The 17,707-nt window shown below is 63.1% G+C and carries 16 protein-coding genes; 5 read left to right on the top strand and 11 right to left on the bottom strand.

Translation table 11 applies throughout. The annotated features are described in order from the left end of the window. Positions 1–45: 45 nt before the first annotated feature. Positions 46–1,371, top strand: a complete 1,326-nt coding sequence (locus J5N58_RS10585; protein ID WP_244710740.1) for a GGDEF domain-containing protein — start codon at positions 46–48, stop codon at positions 1,369–1,371. 17 nt (positions 1,372–1,388) lie between these two features. Here the strand turns inward: J5N58_RS10585 and J5N58_RS10590 are convergent, their stop codons facing one another. Both J5N58_RS10590 and J5N58_RS10595 read right to left on the bottom strand, forming a co-directional pair. Then, the gene (locus tag J5N58_RS10590; protein WP_112827355.1) at positions 1,389–3,275 is read right to left on the bottom strand and encodes an ABCB family ABC transporter ATP-binding protein/permease; all 1,887 of its coding nucleotides are present in this window, start codon (positions 3,273–3,275) and stop codon (positions 1,389–1,391) included. Positions 3,276–3,388: 113 nt separating this feature from the next. After that, the gene (locus J5N58_RS10595; RefSeq protein WP_244710742.1) at positions 3,389–5,371 is read right to left on the bottom strand and encodes a LysM peptidoglycan-binding domain-containing protein; all 1,983 of its coding nucleotides are present in this window, start codon (positions 5,369–5,371) and stop codon (positions 3,389–3,391) included. 156 nt (positions 5,372–5,527) lie between these two features. Between J5N58_RS10595 and J5N58_RS10600 the strand changes: the two genes are divergently transcribed. After that, complete coding sequence (locus tag J5N58_RS10600; protein ID WP_112827353.1) at positions 5,528–6,148, top strand: LOG family protein; 621 nt, start codon at positions 5,528–5,530, stop codon at positions 6,146–6,148. Positions 6,149–6,160: 12 nt separating this feature from the next. Here J5N58_RS10600 and rarD read toward each other — a convergent pair whose 3' ends face one another. Next, entirely contained in the window at positions 6,161–7,069 is a 909-nt protein-coding gene (gene rarD / locus J5N58_RS10605; protein ID WP_113338639.1) for an EamA family transporter RarD, read from the bottom strand. Between the two features lie 159 nt (positions 7,070–7,228). Here rarD and J5N58_RS10610 point away from each other — a divergent pair, with 159 nt between their 5' ends. After that, entirely contained in the window at positions 7,229–8,143 is a 915-nt protein-coding gene (locus J5N58_RS10610) for a protein-L-isoaspartate O-methyltransferase family protein (RefSeq protein WP_113338640.1), read from the top strand. Positions 8,144–8,164: 21 nt separating this feature from the next. Here J5N58_RS10610 and J5N58_RS10615 read toward each other — a convergent pair whose 3' ends face one another. Further along, positions 8,165–9,070 (bottom strand): LysR family transcriptional regulator, encoded by a 906-nt coding sequence (locus J5N58_RS10615; protein ID WP_113338641.1) that lies wholly within the window; start codon positions 9,068–9,070, stop codon positions 8,165–8,167. A gap of 101 nt (positions 9,071–9,171) precedes the next feature. On the opposite strand from J5N58_RS10615, the gene J5N58_RS10620 reads away from it, so the two are divergent. Beyond that, positions 9,172–10,347, top strand: coding sequence for an MFS transporter (locus J5N58_RS10620; RefSeq protein WP_244710744.1), 1,176 nt, complete (start codon positions 9,172–9,174; stop codon positions 10,345–10,347). Between the two features lie 56 nt (positions 10,348–10,403). After that, positions 10,404–11,438, top strand: coding sequence for an aldo/keto reductase (locus J5N58_RS10625; RefSeq protein WP_113444119.1), 1,035 nt, complete (start codon positions 10,404–10,406; stop codon positions 11,436–11,438). Positions 11,439–11,462: 24 nt separating this feature from the next. Here the strand turns inward: J5N58_RS10625 and cimA are convergent, their stop codons facing one another. The 7 genes from cimA to J5N58_RS10660 form a co-directional block, all read right to left on the bottom strand. Continuing rightward, positions 11,463–13,079, bottom strand: a complete 1,617-nt coding sequence (cimA, locus tag J5N58_RS10630) for a citramalate synthase (protein ID WP_113444118.1) — start codon at positions 13,077–13,079, stop codon at positions 11,463–11,465. Positions 13,080–13,152: 73 nt separating this feature from the next. Continuing rightward, positions 13,153–14,112, bottom strand: coding sequence for a prolyl aminopeptidase (gene pip, locus J5N58_RS10635; protein ID WP_112827346.1), 960 nt, complete (start codon positions 14,110–14,112; stop codon positions 13,153–13,155). A gap of 3 nt (positions 14,113–14,115) precedes the next feature. Continuing rightward, positions 14,116–14,580, bottom strand: coding sequence for a GFA family protein (locus J5N58_RS10640; protein ID WP_113448800.1), 465 nt, complete (start codon positions 14,578–14,580; stop codon positions 14,116–14,118). A 125-nt stretch (positions 14,581–14,705) separates the two neighbouring features. Beyond that, positions 14,706–15,200, bottom strand: coding sequence for a GFA family protein (locus J5N58_RS10645; RefSeq protein ID WP_113338645.1), 495 nt, complete (start codon positions 15,198–15,200; stop codon positions 14,706–14,708). 4 nt (positions 15,201–15,204) lie between these two features. Next, positions 15,205–15,588, bottom strand: a complete 384-nt coding sequence (locus tag J5N58_RS10650; protein WP_113338821.1) for a VOC family protein — start codon at positions 15,586–15,588, stop codon at positions 15,205–15,207. An 8-nt stretch (positions 15,589–15,596) separates the two neighbouring features. Continuing rightward, positions 15,597–17,018, bottom strand: a complete 1,422-nt coding sequence (gene cysS / locus J5N58_RS10655; RefSeq protein WP_244710746.1) for a cysteine--tRNA ligase — start codon at positions 17,016–17,018, stop codon at positions 15,597–15,599. A 214-nt stretch (positions 17,019–17,232) separates the two neighbouring features. Next, the gene (locus tag J5N58_RS10660) at positions 17,233–17,634 is read right to left on the bottom strand and encodes a hypothetical protein (protein ID WP_244710748.1); all 402 of its coding nucleotides are present in this window, start codon (positions 17,632–17,634) and stop codon (positions 17,233–17,235) included. Positions 17,635–17,707 lie beyond the last annotated feature (73 nt).

Below are 17,707 nucleotides of genomic sequence, written 5' to 3' on the forward strand. Positions count from 1 at the left end.
TCAACGATTACCCGATAGAAACAGGGGTATAAAACGGATGGGGGTATGCGCGGGACATCTCGCGAGGGGCTGGGCGATCGAGTGCACAAGGCTGAAAAGACTTCTGACGAGGATATGCGGGGCCGACAACGGGGCGATCTGCTCTGGATCGCGGCATCGGATCGCATTGTTCCTTCGGTTCTGCTGCAGGCTGGCGTAACGGTAAGACACGACGTCGCCGCGATTGGCGATCGCGCCATCGTCTTTGCACCGCTTGCGCAGGAAGGCCTCGGTGCACAGATCCGCGACCTGCGCCGCCTGCTCGGCGACCGCGCCTATCTCATCGTCGTGACGGAGGAGGAACTGGCGCCTCGCTGGTTCGAACGCGCGCTGGAACTCGGCGCCGACGATGTACTGGCAAATGCCGATGACGCGGAAATCGCGCGCTGTCTTTCCCGCGCCCGCAGGGCGATCATGCGCGCGCGGCACGCCGACGACGAGATCGGCCATGTGAGCCTCGAACGCGATTACCTTCAGGCCTGCATCGATCATCTGCCGACGCCGATTTTCTTCAAGAACGTGGACGGCATCTATGTTGGCTGCAACCGGGCCTTTGCCGAATATCTCGGCCTCTCGCTGGAAACCATTCTGGGTGCGAGCGTCTACGACGTCGCCCCGGAGGAGATCGCAAGACGCTACCAGGAGGCTGACGAGGCCCTGTTCGAAAGCGGCGGCGTGCAGGTCTATGAAAGCCGGGTCTGCCGTTCCGTCGGCGAAGTCCGTTTCGTCGAATTCCAGAAGGCGGCCATCAAAAGCCGGAACGAGGACGTCTATGGGATTGCCGGCGCCATTCTGGACATTACCGACCGCAAGCGTCTTGAGGCGCAGCTTATCGAGGCTGCCGAACGCGATCCCCTGACCAATGCCTATAATCGCCGCAAGTTCTTCCAACTCGCACAGGATGCCGCCGAATGGGCGCGCAGCGAGGCGAAGCCGGTCTCGGTGGCGGTCATCGATGTGGACCAATTCAAACTGATTAACGACCGTCTCGGCCACTCTGAAGGCGACAAGGTGCTCTGTGCGGTTTCCCAGGTGATCGAAGCTGCCAGCGGCGAAGGTAATATCGTTGCCCGAGCCGGAGGCGAGGAGTTTTACGCGCTTTTTCCCGGAATGACGCTGGAGAGCGCCGCTGCGGTCGCGGACGCCATGCGCGGCGAGGTCGAACGGTTCTGCCGCCTCGATGTCCTTTCCTCCGTCGCCGGAACGGTCAGCATCGGGCTGGCCGAGTTCGATCCGGGGTCGGAAAGCCTCGATGAGGCTCTGCAGCGGGCCGACTCAGCCCTTTACGTCGCCAAGCGCGAAGGGCGAAACCGGCTGCGGATCGCAGTCTGAACCGGCAAGGCCGCCGGTCAGGTGGCCGGCGCCTTGCGCACGATGACGCCGAGTTCGTCGCTCTCGCGTACCTGCCGCAGATGCTCTTCCGCCTGAGTGGCCTCGCGCTGGCGGTTCCACATCGAGGCGTAAAGTCCGTTCATCTCCAGCAGAGCCGAATGCGTGCCGCGCTCGGCGATCTCCCCGCCCTTCAACACGATGATCTCGTCCGCTCCGACCACTGTCGAGAGCCGGTGCGCGATGACCAGCGTCGTGCGGTTCTTGGAGACGATGTCGAGCGCCGCCTGGATCTCCTGTTCGGTCGTGGTGTCCAGCGCCGAAGTGGCCTCGTCGAGGATCAGGATCGGCGGTGCCTTGAGGACGGTTCGGGCGATCGCAACGCGCTGTTTTTCGCCGCCGGAAAGTTTCAGTCCTCGCTCGCCGACCATCGTCTTGAAACCGTCCGGCAGGTCGCGGATGAAGCGGCTGATCTGCGCGACATCGGCCGCCTGCTCGATATCCGCATCGCTTGCCGTCGGGCGCCCGTAGCGGATGTTGTAGGCGATAGTGTCGTTGAACAGGACCGTATCCTGCGGCACCATGCCGATGACCGCGCGCAGGCTGTGCTGGGTGACGTCGCGTACATCCTGGCCGTCGATGGTGATCGATCCCTGCTGGATGTCGTAGAAACGATAGAGCAGCCGCGAGATCGTCGACTTGCCGGCGCCGGAAGGGCCGACGACGGCGACGGTCTTGCCCGCCGGCACTTCGAACGAAATGCCCTTGAGGATCGGCCGCTGCGGATCGTAGGCGAAATGCACGTCCTTGAAGACGATGCTGCCCTGACCGATGGCGAGCGCCGGTGCGCCGGGCTTGTCGACCACCTCCGCCTCCACTTCGAGAAGGTCGAACATCTGTTCGATGTCGGTCAGCCCCTGCCGGATTTCGCGGTAGACGAAGCCGATGAAGTTGAGCGGGAAGGAGAGCTGCATCAGCATGGCATTGATGAAGACGAAGTCGCCGATGGTCTGCTCGCCGCGTTGCACGGCGAGCGCGGACATGACCATCATGATGGCCGTGCCGACGCCGAAGATCACGCCCTGGCCGAAGTTCAGCCAGCCGAGCGAGGTCCAAACCTCGGTGGCAGCCTTTTCGTAGCGCGCCATCGATGCGTCGAAGCGCTTGGCTTCCATCTCCTCGTTGCCGAAATATTTGACGGTTTCGAAATTGAGAAGCGAATCGATCGCCTTGGTGTTGGCGTCGGTGTCGCTGTCGTTCATCGCCCGGCGGATATTGATGCGCCAATCGCTCGCCTTGATGGTGAACCAGATATAGGCCCAAACGGTGACGGCCGTCACGGCAAGATAGGAGAAGCCGTAGCCCCACCAGAAAATCACGGCCGTCAGCAGGAACTCGATAAACGTGGGGACGGAATTGAGGATTGTGAAGCGGACGATCGTCTCGATACCCTTGGTGCCGCGCTCGATGATGCGCGACAGACCGCCCGTCTTGCGCTCCAGATGAAAGCGCAGGGAAAGTTGGTGCATGTGGACGAAGGTCTTGTAGGCGAGCTGGCGGACCGCATATTGCCCGACGCTGGCGAACAACGCATCACGCAGTTGGTTCAGGCCGACCTGCGCGATGCGCACGAGATTGTAGGTGATGACGAGAACCACCGCCCCCAGCAGGAAAGCGGGCAGGAGCCCTGCCATGTCGAGCTTGCCATTCAGCGCGTCCGTCGCCCATTTGAAGAAATAGGGAACCAGGATCAGCACGAACTTGGAGACGATCAGGAAAACGGTCGCCCATACGACCCGCATCTTGAGGTCGAACCGGTCGGCGGGCCACATGTAGGGCCAGAGATTGACCAGCGTATCAAGCGGATTGCTGCTATCCGCCGAAACCGTCTTCTTCTTCTCAGCCATGAATGCCGGCCCCGTCCTTCCGCAAACGATAAAAGGCGGCGGTCCTGTCCGGGCCGCCGCCTTTCGGCAAATAGGGTTTCGCCCCCGTCATTGCAATGGGCGTTTTTTGATCCTTAGTTCAGCTTTTCGCCATGCAGCCGCTTGCGGTGGAGCTCTTCGGCATTCGGCAGGGCTTCGTCCGGCACGGAGAAGATCTGTCCCGGCTCGATCCTGTCCGGATTGGTGATCTCCTTGGCATTCGCCAGATAGATGGTCGTGTAGCGGACGCCCTGACCGTAGACGCGGCGCGAGATCTGCCACAGCGTGTCGCCGCGCCGGATGATGACGCTGTTGCGGCTCGCCTGCAGCGGCGCCTGCGTGATCGTCTTCGGCGCGGCGGCTGCCGTTTCGGTCGTGCCGGAAGTGCTCTGTGCCGTCGGGCTCCCATCGCCGGCGGGTACGGCAGGCGCCATCGGCGCGAGGATCGCCTCGATCAGCCGGGCGAGCTGAGGCAGGGCGGTGCCCATCGCCTTGACGTCGCCTGCCGGCACGGCCTGAAGCGCGGCAAGCGCCGTCTTTGCGCTTGAGGTGGCCTGGGAAATGAAATCGACGACCGCCTGGCTCGATGCCGCCGGCAGGCGGAAATCGGCGATCGACGTGAGGCCGATTTCGGTTGCCGAACGGGCGGCAGCCAGCTCTTCGATCGCCGGCGACTTGCCGTCGGCGTAAAGCCCTTGGAGGATGTCGAAGGCTTTTGCCAGCGCATCGCGCTGTTTTTCAAAGGCGGCCTGTTCCAGCGGGATGAGCGTGCTCGTTGCGCCGGTGCCGTCGCCGGAGGTCTGGGCGACGACGGAGACCTGCTCGCCGGCCGGACGATCGAAGGGCACCGAAACCTTGAGCTTTACCCCGCCCTTGTCGTCGAGAAGCTCTACCGTGATGGTGTGGTGGCCGACCGAAAGGTCGATGGTGCCTTCCACGACGAAATGGCCGGTGGCATCGGTCTTGGTTTCACCGATTTGTGTTTCATCGGCCAGGGCGCGCACGGTGCTGCCGGCAGGCGCTTCGCCGGCAACGAAGATACGCTTGCCTTCGATCTCCACCGCGCTGACCTGGATCTCGGCCTTTTCGGCCGGTGCGGACGGAGCCGCTGCCGAAGGAACGGTTGTGGTGTCGGCAGGCGCCGCTGCGGTTTCCTGCGCGAGGCGGGCCTGCTTGCTGTCCGAATTGACCGTTTCCGGCGACGTGATGACACGGCTTGCTTCGCCGGGCTTCGTGACCATGGCCAGCAGCTTGCCGTCCGCGGAACTGGGTACGGAGACGGTGGCGACTTCATCGGACGTTTCGGTCTTGCCGTCCTTGCCTGTCGCTCGCAGCGCCAGAACGTGATCGCCGGGCGGCAGCGGCTGTTCCAGCACGGCAACGAAATCTCCGCTCGGCTGCACCTCGACCGACGAAATGGTCTTGTCGCCGTTGACGATGTCGAGCCTGGAGCCCGGTTCGGCATTGCCGGCGATTACGGTCGAGCCGTCCGGCTCGACGCGCAGCACATCGAAGCGCGGCAGCGTGGATGCGCTTTCGTCCGCCGGTGCCCGTCCGCCGGTTCCTGTGGGAGCAGGCGGTGCGAGCAGGGTCTTCTCGATCGGAGCCACGAGAGGCTGCGCCGCCGAGGGGTCCTGCGGAAGAGCTTCGAGCAGCGCCAGCGCCTTGGCGGCATTGTCGCGGGCGGTCGTCAGCGCGTCGATGGCGGACGTATCCGGCATCTGCGGGATTTCCAGCGCCGAGAGTGCCGAAAGAGCGGTCTGCGCGGCGGATTTTGCCGAGGCGAAGGCTTCGATTGCCGGCGTCTTGCCATCCGCGAACAAGGCCGTCAGGCTGCGGACCGCCGTCGTCGCGTCGGTCTTCAGGCGATCCATCTTTTCGGCAGCAGCCTTGCCTGCATCGGCAACCGCCGTTTCCGTCTTCGCCACGGTATCCTTGGCTGTATCGGCGGCGGTTGTCGCCGGCTGCTCGGCATCCTTGCCGGTTCCGGAAATCCGCGGCAGTACGAAGAACACCATCAGCAATGTCGCGACGCCCAGCACCAACAAGGCGACCCATCCGGTGCGATTTTTCATCATTCTTTCTCTCCGGGCGGATAAACCGCCATGACCCCAAGGAAATTGCTAGCCTCATCTGACCGTTTTCACAAGCGTTCTCAAGGGATTCCGGGTTTCAGCGCACTGCTTTCCGTCTATTTTGTTGACCTCGCGGCATCGGCATAGTTTTTTGAGCTTATGGCCGAAAACAATTTTCCGATTCGATCCGTCTGCGTCTATTGCGGCTCCCAGCCCGGGCGCGACCCCGCTTACATCGCTGCGGGCCGTGAACTCGGTCGCTCGATCGCCGTTCACGGACTGCGCCTCGTCTATGGCGGAGGCACGAAAGGCATCATGGGCGCAGTTGCAAGCGGCGTGCTTTCCAACGGCGGAAAGGTCACCGGCATCATACCGGAATTCCTGGTCGACATGGAGGCCACCCGCCATTCCCTCGGCCAGCTCGACGATCTGATTATCACGCCGGACATGCATGCACGCAAGCATGCCATGTTCGAGCGCGCCGATGCATTCGTAACGCTCCCCGGCGGCATCGGTACGCTGGAGGAGATCGTGGAAATCATGACCTGGGCGCAGCTCGGCCGTCACGAGAAGCCGATGGTCTTCGTCAACGTCAACGGTTTCTGGGATCCCATGCTGGAGCTCATCCGTCACATGCGCGATCAGGGCTTCATTCACACTGCCCATCGCGTCCAGCCGCTGGTCGTCGCGAATGTCGAGGACGTCGTGCCGACAATCCTCGACAGGCTCGAGGCCGCCGGCAATGCCGACGGAGCCCAGGAGGTCATCTCGAAGCTCTGATCCGCGGGCGCGTCAGCGCCGGCGATAGTCCCGGATCATCGGCAGCGAATAAAGCACGAGCGCCACCCAGATGAGCGGGAAGGCTATCGCGCGTGCGGTGCCCAGCGGTTCCTTGAAGAGGAAGACGGCAATCAGGAAAATCATCGTCGGCGCGATGTACTGCATGATGCCGATGGTCGAGAGCCTGAGGAGCTTGGCGCCGTTCGCATAGATGATGAGTGGGCAGGCCGTCACCACGCCGCTCGAAAGCAGCAGCAGGGTATCGGTTGAACTGGTCGCGAAGAAGTGGCTCTGGCCGGAAAGGCCGAGATAGCCGATATAGGCGAGCGAAGGAATGCTGAGCAGCAGCACTTCCAGCAGAAAGCCCTGATTGGGTCCGATCGGCAGGGTTTTGCGGAAGAAGGCATAGAAGCCCCAGGTCACGGTGAGCCCCAGCGAGACCCAGGGCAGTGTCCCTGCCTCCACTGTCAGGATCGTAACGGCAATGGCCACGAGCGCAATGGCGGCGATCTGGGCCGGCTTGAGCTTTTCCTTGAGCAGAACGGCTCCGAGGAAGATGGAAAACAGCGGATTGATGAAATAGCCGAGCGCCGTGTCCAGTGCGCGTCCGGCGCCGATGGCCCAGACATAGAGGCCCCAGTTGATGCTGATGAGTGTCGCGGTCAGCGCCGCCATCAGCATGATGCGGGGGGATCGCAGCGCGATCTTGAGATCGTCCGTCCGTCTAAGAACGAGCAGTACGGCCGCCGCAATCGGAACGGACCAGATCACCCGGTGCGCGATCACTTCGGTCGGGGGGATGTGCGCGACCGCCTTCATGAAGAGCGGCAGGAAGCCCCATATGACATAGGCTGTCAGCGCAAACGCAAAGCCGCGCGCGCTGTCTTCGTTCTTGATTGCCGGAGCAACGGGGTCCGCCATGGTATTTCCGCCCTAATCTTCGTTTTTGTTGGATGCGGTTACCTGAAGCCTCGCGAATGGACAAATTCATTCCGGTGAACGATGGCTGATTGCATCTGAACGACGCATACGGCAGGTTGTATCGTTGCGGGCGTAGCAAGCATTTTTGGGAGACGGATCATGCTGCGGGGGTCGACCGAGGAGCAACGGCACCAGTTCGCCGTTCGAATGCTGGAAAAGGCCGGGGTCCCGCCCGATCCTGCGCTGCTTGCCGCATTCGGCGCGGTCCGCCGGGAGGATTTCGTCGGTCCGCCGCCTTGGCTGCTGTCGAGCCATGGCGGCTATCGCAGGGCGCCGTCCGAGGGTGTCGATTGTCTTTACGACGATGTGCTCGTCGCCCTCGATGCGCTGCGCGGGGTCAACAACGGCAGTCCTTCGCTGCATGCCCTTGGCATCCACGCGCTTTCGCCGAAGCCGGGCGAACGGGTCTGTCATATCGGCGCCGGGACCGGATACTACAGCGCGATCCTCGCCGAGATGGTCGGTGCCGACGGGCATGTGACGGCGGTGGAGTATGACGCCGGACTTGCCGCCCGCGCCGAGGCATGCCTGGCCGGACGGGCGAATGTCGAGGTTGTCAGAGGTAATGGGCTGGAATGGCCGCAGGACGACGTCGATATCGTCTACGTCAATTTCGCCGTCGACCAGCCCGCAGGTCCGTGGGTCGATCGGCTGGAGCCCGGCGGACGTCTGCTCTTTCCCCTCGGTGTTCCGATTTTCGAGGAACGCGGCATGAGGCCGGTCTATTCCGCCATGGCGGGCTATCTTCTCGTGCAGCGAGAAAAGCATGGATATGCCGCACGTTTCATCGAAAGCGTGTCGTTCGTCTGGGCGGAGGGAGCGCAGTTTTCGGACTGGGCCAGCCATGCGCGCCTGCGGACGGCCTTCGCGGACAACTGGCGCGCCGTGCGCAGCCTGCGGTGGAAGCAGCCGGAACAGCCGGACGAATGGTATTCCGAGGACGATTGGGGTCTTTCGACCCACCCGCCCGGCAGGATTGCCGATCCGGAGGTTCCAGGCGAGTTCCCCTCGTAACCCCGCCGGAAACCGCGCGTTTCAGTCAACCCGGCCATGCTCCGACAGAAAATCGAGCATGACCCGGATGCGTGCCGGCAGATGGCCGCCCTGGCCGACATAGACTGCATGAAAGGCCTCGCTGCGCCGTGTCCGCGGGTCGTCGAGCACCTGCACCAGACGGCCGGCGGCAATGTCCTCGCGCACCGTGAAGGCCGCAAGCCGTGCAAGGCCGGTGCCGCCGATGGCCAGGTGCCGGAGCGCTTCGCCGTCGCTGGCGCTGACGCGCCCGGCGACAGGAACCGAAACGATCCCTTCTTCTTGCGGAACCTCCCAGTCGGAAAGGGCTCTCACATAGCCGAAGCCCAACCGGCAATGATGCTCCAGGTCCTCGGCGGTTTTGGGCTCGCCGTGGCGCGCCAGATAGTCCGGGGAGGCGACGATCATCAGTCGAGTGTCACCGAGTTTGCGGGCAACGAGGCTGGAGCTGGTCATCGGGCCGGCGCGCACCGCAATATCCGCTCGCTCGGCCAGAAGATCGACCACGAAGTCCGTCTGCACGATTTCCACGGAAATGCCGGGATAGTCGCAAAGGAAGCGAGACAGAATACGGGAGAGCACGTGGGTGCCATAGGCGGCGCTGGTGTTGATACGGATCAGCCCGCGCGGATTGTCGAGCGAGGCAGCACTTCGCTCGGCCTCGTCGATATCCGCGAGAATGCGCACGCAGCGCTCGTAGAAGGCCTGTCCTTCCGGCGTCAGCAGCAGTTTGCGGGTCGACCGGTTGACGAGCCGCGCACCGAGCCTGCTTTCGAGCCGTGCGACAAGCTTGCTGACCGCCGACGGCGTCATTCGGCAGGCGCGGGCGGCTGCGGAAAATCCACCACGCTCCACCACCTGCACGAAGACTTCCATCTCTCCGGACCTGTTGATGTCCTGTCGGCCCATATGTGACTTCAACTCACAGATATTGTTCTCGAAGGCAGACTATTTCATCGAACTTCGCTTGTCTATCTGAAGGGCTCGCTGGCATCAGAAAGGACGATCCAATGCCTCTTGCCCTTTATGCACTGACAGCCGGAGCCTTCGGCATCGGCGTCACCGAATTTGTCATCATGGGACTGCTGATCGACGTCAGTCGCGATCTCGGCATTTCCATTGCGACCGCCGGCCTGCTGATTTCCGGCTATGCGCTCGGCGTCGTTGTCGGTGCGCCGGTTCTGACGGCCTTTTCCGGCCGCATGAAGCCCCGCACCACGCTGCTCATGCTCATGGTGATCTTCACCATCGGCAACATCGCCTGTGCGCTCGCCCCGAGCTTCGAGGCGCTGATGGTCGCCCGCCTGGTGACGGCCCTTGCTCACGGCACCTTCTTCGGCGTCGGCTCCGTCGTTGCGACCGGGTTGGTTCCGCAGGATCGCCGGGCCTCGGCCATAGCCGTCATGTTCACCGGGTTGACCGTCGCCAATATCGCCGGCGTTCCGTTCGGAACCTGGCTCGGACAGGAATATGGCTGGCGCATGACTTTCTGGGCCGTCGCCGTCGTCGGCGTCATCGCGGTCGCGGTCCTCGCCATCTTCCTGCCGAAGGAAGACGCTGCGGAAAACAAGCCAGAGGAAGCGGGCTCGCTCTCGGTGCTCTTGAGCGAGCCGGTGGTGACCAGCCTTGCCATGACGGTGCTCGGTTTTGCCGCGGTCTTCGCCGTCTTCACCTTCATCGCTCCGATCCTGACACAGGTGAGCGGCTTCAGCGAAGCGGCGGTTTCGCCGATCCTGCTACTCTTCGGCGGCGGGCTGATCGTCGGCAACCTGCTCGGCGGTCGTCTGGCGGACCGTAATCTCGACCGTGCGCTTCTGCTCTCGCTGGGTGCCCTCGGCGTCGTGCTGATCGCCATGGAGTTCCTGATGGGCATCCGGCCGGTCGCAGCCGTCATGGTCGGCCTGCTCGGGGCGGCGGGCTTCGCAACGGTCGCGCCGCTTCAGCTCCGTATCCTGCAAAAGGCCGAGGGCATGGGGCAGGCGCTCGCCTCCAGCCTCAACATCGCCGCCTTCAACCTCGGCAACGCCATCGGTGCCTGGGTCGGTGGGCTCTCGATCGACAACGGTCCGGGCCTTGCCCATCTGCCGCTCGTCGCCGCCGTCTTTCCGGTTGCCGCCGTGTTGCTCGCCGTCTTCGCCATGCGCCGGGAGGCAAGGCGGCCGGCTGCGGAACCGGCCCGCGCCTGAGCCGACGCATGCCCTCTCTTCTCGTTTCCATCGTTCCACAAGGAAAGGATAGTCAAATGGAATATCGTCGTCTGGGAGCCTCCGGTCTCCGCGTTCCTGTCCTGAGCTTCGGCTGCGGCACCTTCGGCGGCTCCGGCCCGCTGTTCGGAGCTTGGGGCAATTCCGATGCCGCCGAGGCCCGCCGTCTGGTGGATATCTGCCTTGAGGCGGGCGTGAACCTCTTCGATACCGCGGACGTCTACTCCGCCGGTGCATCGGAGGAAGTGCTCGGTCAGGCGATCAGGGGCCGGCGCGGCGAGGTGCTGATTTCCACCAAGGCAGGCCTGCCGATGGGAGATGGTCCGGCCGACTGGGGAACGTCTTCCGCCCGCCTGACGGCCAGCGTCGATGGCGCTCTCCAGCGGCTCGGCACCGACTACATCGACCTCCTGCAGCTTCACGCCTTCGATGCCTCGACGCCGGTCGAGGAGGTGCTGTCGACGCTCGACCGTCTCGTGAATGCAGGCAAGGTCCGCTATGTCGGCGTCTCCAACTTTGCCGGCTGGCAGATCATGAAGTCGCTTGCTGTCGCCGACCGTCACGGCTGGCCGCGCTACGTGGCGAACCAGGTCTATTATTCGCTGGTCGGCCGCGATTACGAATGGGACCTGATGCCGCTCGGCCTCGATCAGGGCCTGGGCGCCATGGTGTGGAGCCCGCTCGGCTGGGGTCGTCTCACCGGCAAGATCCGCCGCGGCGCACCTCTCCCGGAAAAGAGCCGGCTGCACGAAACCGCGGCCTTCGGCCCGCCGGTGGATGACGAACGGCTCTATCGCGTCGTCGATGCGCTCGAGGCAATTGCAGGGGAAACCGGCAAGACGGTGCCTCAGATCGCGCTGAACTGGCTCCTGTCGCGCCCCACCGTTTCCTCCGTCATCATCGGTGCTCGAAACGAAGAGCAGTTGCGCCAGAATCTCGGGGCGGTCGGCTGGAGCCTGACGGCCGATCAGATCGCCGCCCTCGATGCGGCAAGCGCCACTGACGCTTCCTATCCGCATTTCCCCTACTACCGGCAGGAGGGCTTTGCCCGCCTCAACCCGCCGGCCGTCTGACGCAGCGCTTCCGGTCGCGGCCGATCACTCGGCGGCGATCTTGCCTGCGAGCTGCCGGTTCTTCATCAGCTTGTAGACGACCGAATCCATCAGCGCCTGGAACGAGGCATCGATGATGTTTTCGGAAACGCCGACCGTCCACCAGCGCACGCCGGTATTATCGGTGGATTCGATCAGGACGCGGGTGATAGCCTCGGTGCCGCCGTTGAGGATACGCACCTTGAAGTCGACCAGTTCGAGATCATCGATCTCGGTCTGATACTTGCCGAGGTCCTTGCGCAGCGCGAGATCGAGCGCGTTGACCGGGCCGTCGCCTTCGGCCACCGACATCACCCTGACACCATCGATGACAAGTTTTACCACCGCCTCGGAAACGGTCTTCAGATGGCCGTTGGCGTCGAAGCGCCGTTCGACCATCACCCGGAAGCCTTCGACCGAAAAGAAGCTCGGCACTGTGCCGAGCGTGCGGCGGGCCAGAAGCTCGAAACTCGCGTCGGCCCCTTCATAGGCATAGCCGGAGGCTTCCCGCTCCTTGACGATGGAAATGAGCTGGTCGAGCTTTGGGTCGTCCTTTTCCACGGCGATGCCGCGACGCTTCAGCTCGTTGATGAAATTGGCCTTGCCGCCCTGGTCCGACACCATGACCTTGCGGAAATTGCCGATGCTCTGCGGTTCGACATGCTCGTAGGTCTTCGGGTCCTTGAGCAGGGCGGACGCATGGATGCCGGCCTTGGTGGCAAAGGCGGACGCGCCGACATAGGGCGCCTGATGATCCGGTGAGCGGTTGAGCAACTCGTCGAAGGCGTGCGAGAGACGGGTCAGCTCGACCAGCTTTTCCGTATCGATCGCGGTGGTGAAGCGCGACGCATAGGTATCCTTTAGACAGAGCGTCGGGATGATCGTCACCAGATTGGCGTTGCCGCAGCGTTCGCCGATGCCGTTCAGCGTTCCCTGGATCTGCCGCACGCCGGCCTCGACGGCGGCAAGCGAATTGGCGACCGCCTGTCCGGTGTCGTTATGGGCATGGATGCCGAGCGAGGAGCCGGGCACGCCGGCCGCGATGACGGCGGCGACGATCTCGCGGATCTCGGGCGGCTGCGTTCCGCCATTGGTGTCGCACAGCACCACCCAGCGCGCGCCGGCATCATAGGCGGTGCGGGCGCAGGCAAGCGCATATTGCGGATTGGCCTTGTAGCCGTCGAAAAAATGCTCGCAATCGACCATCGCCGTCTTGCCGGCCCCGATGGCTGCCTCGACGCTCTCGCGGATCGCATCGAGATTTTCCTCGTTGGTGCAGCCGAGCGCCACCTTGACGTGATAGTCCCAGCTCTTGGCGACGAAGCAGATCGCGTCGGCCTTCGCCTGCAGAAGCTGCGAGATGCCCGGATCGTTGGAGACAGAGACGCCGGCGCGCTTGGTCATGCCGAAAGCGACGAAGCCGGCGCGCTCCGTGCGCTTTTTCGTGAAGAAGGCGGTATCGGTCGGATTGGCGCCGGGATAGCCGCCCTCGACGTAATCGAGCCCGAACGCGTCCAGCATGGCCGCAATCGCAATCTTGTCCTCGACCGAAAAGTCGATGCCCGGCGTCTGCTGGCCATCGCGCAATGTCGTGTCGAAGAGATGGATTTTCTCGCGTGTCATGTGTTCGCCTCCCCGGGCGGTCGTCCGTCTATTTCCCCCTCTGGCCGGCAGGCCAGAGGGGGTATTCCTTTGTTCAATCTTTCCCGGCAAACCTGTCGGTCGCACGGATGAGCTGGTCGAGAATGCCGGGTTCCAGAAAGGCATGGCCGGCGCCTTCGATCAGATGGAAGTCCGCCTTCGGCCAGGCCTTGTGAAGCTGCCAGGCATATTTGGCCGGACAGGGCATGTCGTAACGTCCATGGACGATGACGCCGGGAATATCCTGAAGCTTGTGCGCATCGCGCAGCAACTGGCCTTCCTCCAGCCAGCCGCCATGGACGAAGAAGTGGTTCTCGATGCGCGCAAACGCGATCGCATAGTCGTCCTCGCCGAAATGGGCGGCATATTCGGGGTTCGGCAGGAGCGTGATGGTCGCGCCCTCCCATGTGCTCCAGGCGATCGCACATTCGAGCTGCTTCTTGCGGTCGCCGCCGGTGAGGTATTTGCGGTAGGCGCCCATCATGTCGTGACGTTCGGCTTCCGGGATCGGCGCCTGGAACATCTCCCACCGGTCCGGAAACATTTCCGATACGCCGAACTGGTAGTACCAGAGGAGTTCGGGCCTCGTCAGCGTGTAGATGCCGCGCAATACCAGTTCGGAGACCCGGTCCGGATGGGTTTCCGCATAGGCAAGCCCCAGCGTCGAGCCCCAGGAGCCACCGAAGACCAGCCACTTGTCGACGCCGACCATCTCGCGCAGGCGCTCGATATCGGCCACCAGATGCCACGTGGTGTTGGCCTCCAGCGAGGCATGCGGGGTGGATTTGCCGCAGCCGCGCTGGTCGAACAGCAGCAGGTCGTAGACTGCCGGATCGAACAGGCGGCGCTGGGTTGGGCTCGATCCTCCCCCCGGGCCGCCATGCAGGAAGACGGCGGGCTTGCCGCCCTTGGTTCCGACGCGCTCCCAATAGAGGGTGTGGCCGTCGCCGACGTCGAGAAAGCCGGTCTCGTAGGGTTCGATTTCGGGGTAGAAGCCGCGCAATTGGCTGGTCATCGATCAATCCTCTTCCGGCGGCCAGACCGCCGTATCATGGTCGGGATGCTGGTTTGAAACCACCGATGCGAAGAAGGCCTCCATCTCAGGCGTTTTCACGGCGGGCTTCTCGAAAAGGTGATCGATCCACGGCAGGCGCTTGTCATGGTTGACCTGCACCTGGGGTTCCAGCAGTTCCGGATGGTCGAAAGCGCCGATGGCAAGCTCGATACCTTCTCCGGCATGGTAGGAAAGCGGCGTTCCGCACTTGGGGCAGAAGCCGCGCTTCACCTTTGCCGACGAGCGGAACAGGGTGGGCTGGCCGCGTGTCCATGTCAGATGCGCATGGTCGGCCGTCACCAGAGCGCCGAAAAAGCCGCCGAATGCCTTCTGGCACATGCGGCAATGGCAGATCGACGGTCGTCCGAGCTTTTCAGCCCGAAACCGCACCGCGCCGCACTGACATCCACCGGTAAATACGCCTTCCATGTTCTTCTCCTAGCGCAAGGCCACATAGGCGACGACGCCGATGGTGATGACGGCAACGAGGACTCCCTTGCCGATGAGGCCGTAGAGCAGCCATTTCGGCATCTGGGTATTGGGGTTCTTCCCGGTCATCGCGTTTCCTTCCTCGGCCAGTCGCCATCGGTGTCGTGGTCGGGATGCTGATAGGAAACGACATCCAGCACGAAGGGTGCGGCTTCCGCATCCTCCTCCGTGCGATGTCCCGGCAGTTCGTGCAGGCGATCGACGAAGCCGATCTTGCCTTCCGTCCCGAACTGCACCGTGGGCGGCAAAAGCGACGGATCATCGAAAGCGCCGGCCGCGACCGCGATACCGTCGGGAGCCTCATAGGTCAGCGGCGTGCCGCAGTTCTCGCAGAAACCGCGCAGCGCAAAGTTGGAAGAGCGGAACCGCTTCGGCTCGCCTCGGGTCCATTCGAGTTTCGCCCCGCGGGTAGAGACGAGCGGCGCGTAATAGGCGCCGAAAGCCTTCTGGCACATGCGGCAATGGCAGATGGAGGAATCGGTGAGCACCCCCGTGACGCGGAAGCGCACCGCGCCGCACTGACAGCCTCCGGTGTAGGTCGGTTCCGATGCGGCGCTCATGGCTCTACTCCGGCTTCTGGCAGACAGCTTCGAGATTGTGCCCTTCCGGGTCGATGACGAAGGCTGCGTAATAATTACGGTGGTAATGCTCGCGGATACCGGGCTTGCCGTTGTCCCGCCCACCGGCAGCCATCGCAGCCGCATAGAAGGCATCGACCTCGGCGCGGCTTTCGGCTCTCAGCGCCATGTGCAGGGGAGGTACGGTCTTCTCGGTGCCGACCAGCCAGAGGAACGGCTTGTGGCCGCCGAAACCCGCCATGTCGGCATAGCCGGTCATTTCTTTGGTCACCTGCATGACGACGGAAATGCTGAGCGGCGCGCAGGCCTTTTCATAGAAGGCCCGCATGGCCGGAAGGTCCGCCACATGCAGCGACATGTGGTCCATCATGCGTTCGCTCACCGCTTGACCTCCCATGTGGTGACTCGCTCGCCGGTCTCCTTGTCCTTGCCGTCTTTGAGCTGGATACCCCGGGCGGAGAGGTCGTCGCGGATCTTGTCGGCTTCCGCGAAGTTCTTCGCCTTCAGCATTTCAAGTCGCATCTGAACGAGCGCTTCGACGGCAGCGGAAAGGTCGTCGCTGACTTCGGCCTTCTTCGGCGTTACTCCGAGCAGGGCAGCGCTCGACGCGAAAACGCCGAGCTTCGACGGGTCCGCATTGGCGGCATGCGCAAGGGCATGCAGCGTCTGCACGGCTGACACCGTGTTCAGATCGTCGTTCAGCGCCTCGATGACGGCTGCATCCGGCGCGGCATCGCCCGCATCGGCAACAGGCCACTTGGCCAGCAGGCGTTCGGCTTCCTCCAGCCGCTTGACGGAAAAGTCGATCGGCTCGCGGTAATGGGTCATCAGCATGGCGAGCCTGAGCACTTCCCCCGGCCACTTGCGACCGCCGAATTTCTCGGTTGCCAGCAGTTCGTGGATGGTGACGAAATTGCCTTCCGACTTCGACATCTTGCGGCCTTCGACCTGCACGAAGCCGTTATGCATCCACACATTCGCCATGACATGGGTGCCATGGGCGCAACGCGACTGGGCGATCTCGTTTTCATGGTGGGGGAAGATCAGGTCCAGCCCGCCGCCATGGATGTCGAACACGTCGCCGAGATAGCGGCCGGACATGGCCGAGCATTCGATGTGCCAGCCGGGACGGCCGTAGATCGCAACCTTGCCGCCGTCGATGGTGAAATCGGCTGGCCAGCCGGGTTCTGTCGTAGCCGACGCCTTCCAGAGAACGAAGTCGGCCGGGTTCTTCTTGTGGACCTCGACGGCGACGCGCGCACCTGCCTGCTGATCCTCGAGCTTGCGCTTGGAAAGCTGGCCGTAATCCGCCATCGACGTGGTCGAGAACAGCACTTCCTGGCCCTCGGAACCGGTCGCGACATAGGCGTGTCCCTTGTCGAGAAGCTTCTGGATGATGTCGATCATTTGCGCGATGTTGTCGGTCGCGCGCGGCTCGACATCGGGCGGCAGGCAGCCAAGGGCTGCCACGTCGGCGTGGAACTGGTCCTCGGTCTTTTCCGTGACGGCGCGGATCGCCTCGTTCAGCGGCAGGTTCGGATAGTCGCGCAGCGCTCGCGCATTGATCTTGTCGTCGACGTCGGTGATGTTGCGGACATAGGTCACCTTCTCCGCGCCGTAGATGTGGCGCAGCAGCCGGTAGAGTACGTCGAAGACGATGACCGGTCGGGCATTGCCGATGTGGGCGTAGTCATAGACGGTGGGGCCGCAGACATACATGCGGACATTGTTCCGATCGATCGGTTCGAAATCGATCTTCTCGCGTGTCAGCGTGTTGTAAAGCTTGAGGCCTGCGGCCATGTCTGTCTCCCGGAATGCAATTGCCCGGCTGGACCGGGGCGTTTGTCATCTGGGACTTGAACAGGAGACGAAAACGGCCGGGCCAGCGTTTGCGCTAGCGAATAATAGTCCCGCAAATAATGCAGATGCTCGTTTTCATGCGCGGTGTTATGGCGCGGCTCAGGCGCAAGGTCAAGTGCTCGTGATTGACGTTCGCGAGCGTCCCTGACGTCCGTCAGGGATAGATATAGGTGTAGAGCGCGCACATGGTTTCGTCGCTCGTAGGAGCGTCCGGCGTCTCGAACACGGCGACCATGGTGACATCGTCGTCGAGCCACGAGGCGAGATAGGTGACGGGACTTTCGCCACACAGCCGGTTGCCGTTGAGGAGCTTCGGATTTTCCCGCCCCTCGACGCTGTAGACCGAAGCCGGAACCTTCTTGCCGTCGACGATGAAGTTGTCGGCGATCAGCTCATCGAACACCAGTTTCCTGCCGTTTTCAAAAACGATTTCATGGTCGTCGAAGCTGATGTCGCCGGTGATCGACGTCGCGGTCGTGCTGAGCGCCGTAAGGTCGTCGGCAAGCGTTGGGCTCGCGGCAAGCAACAGGGTGATGGCATAGGCGAGGGCTTTCATTCGAGATCTCTTCCCGGTTCGACAGCGACGCGCGACGCTAGCCAGATGTTCGGGTGAAGGAAAGGCACGGACC

This window comes from Paenirhizobium cremeum, from assembly GCF_022884085.1.
Lineage (GTDB): Bacteria > Pseudomonadota > Alphaproteobacteria > Rhizobiales > Rhizobiaceae > Allorhizobium > Allorhizobium cremeum.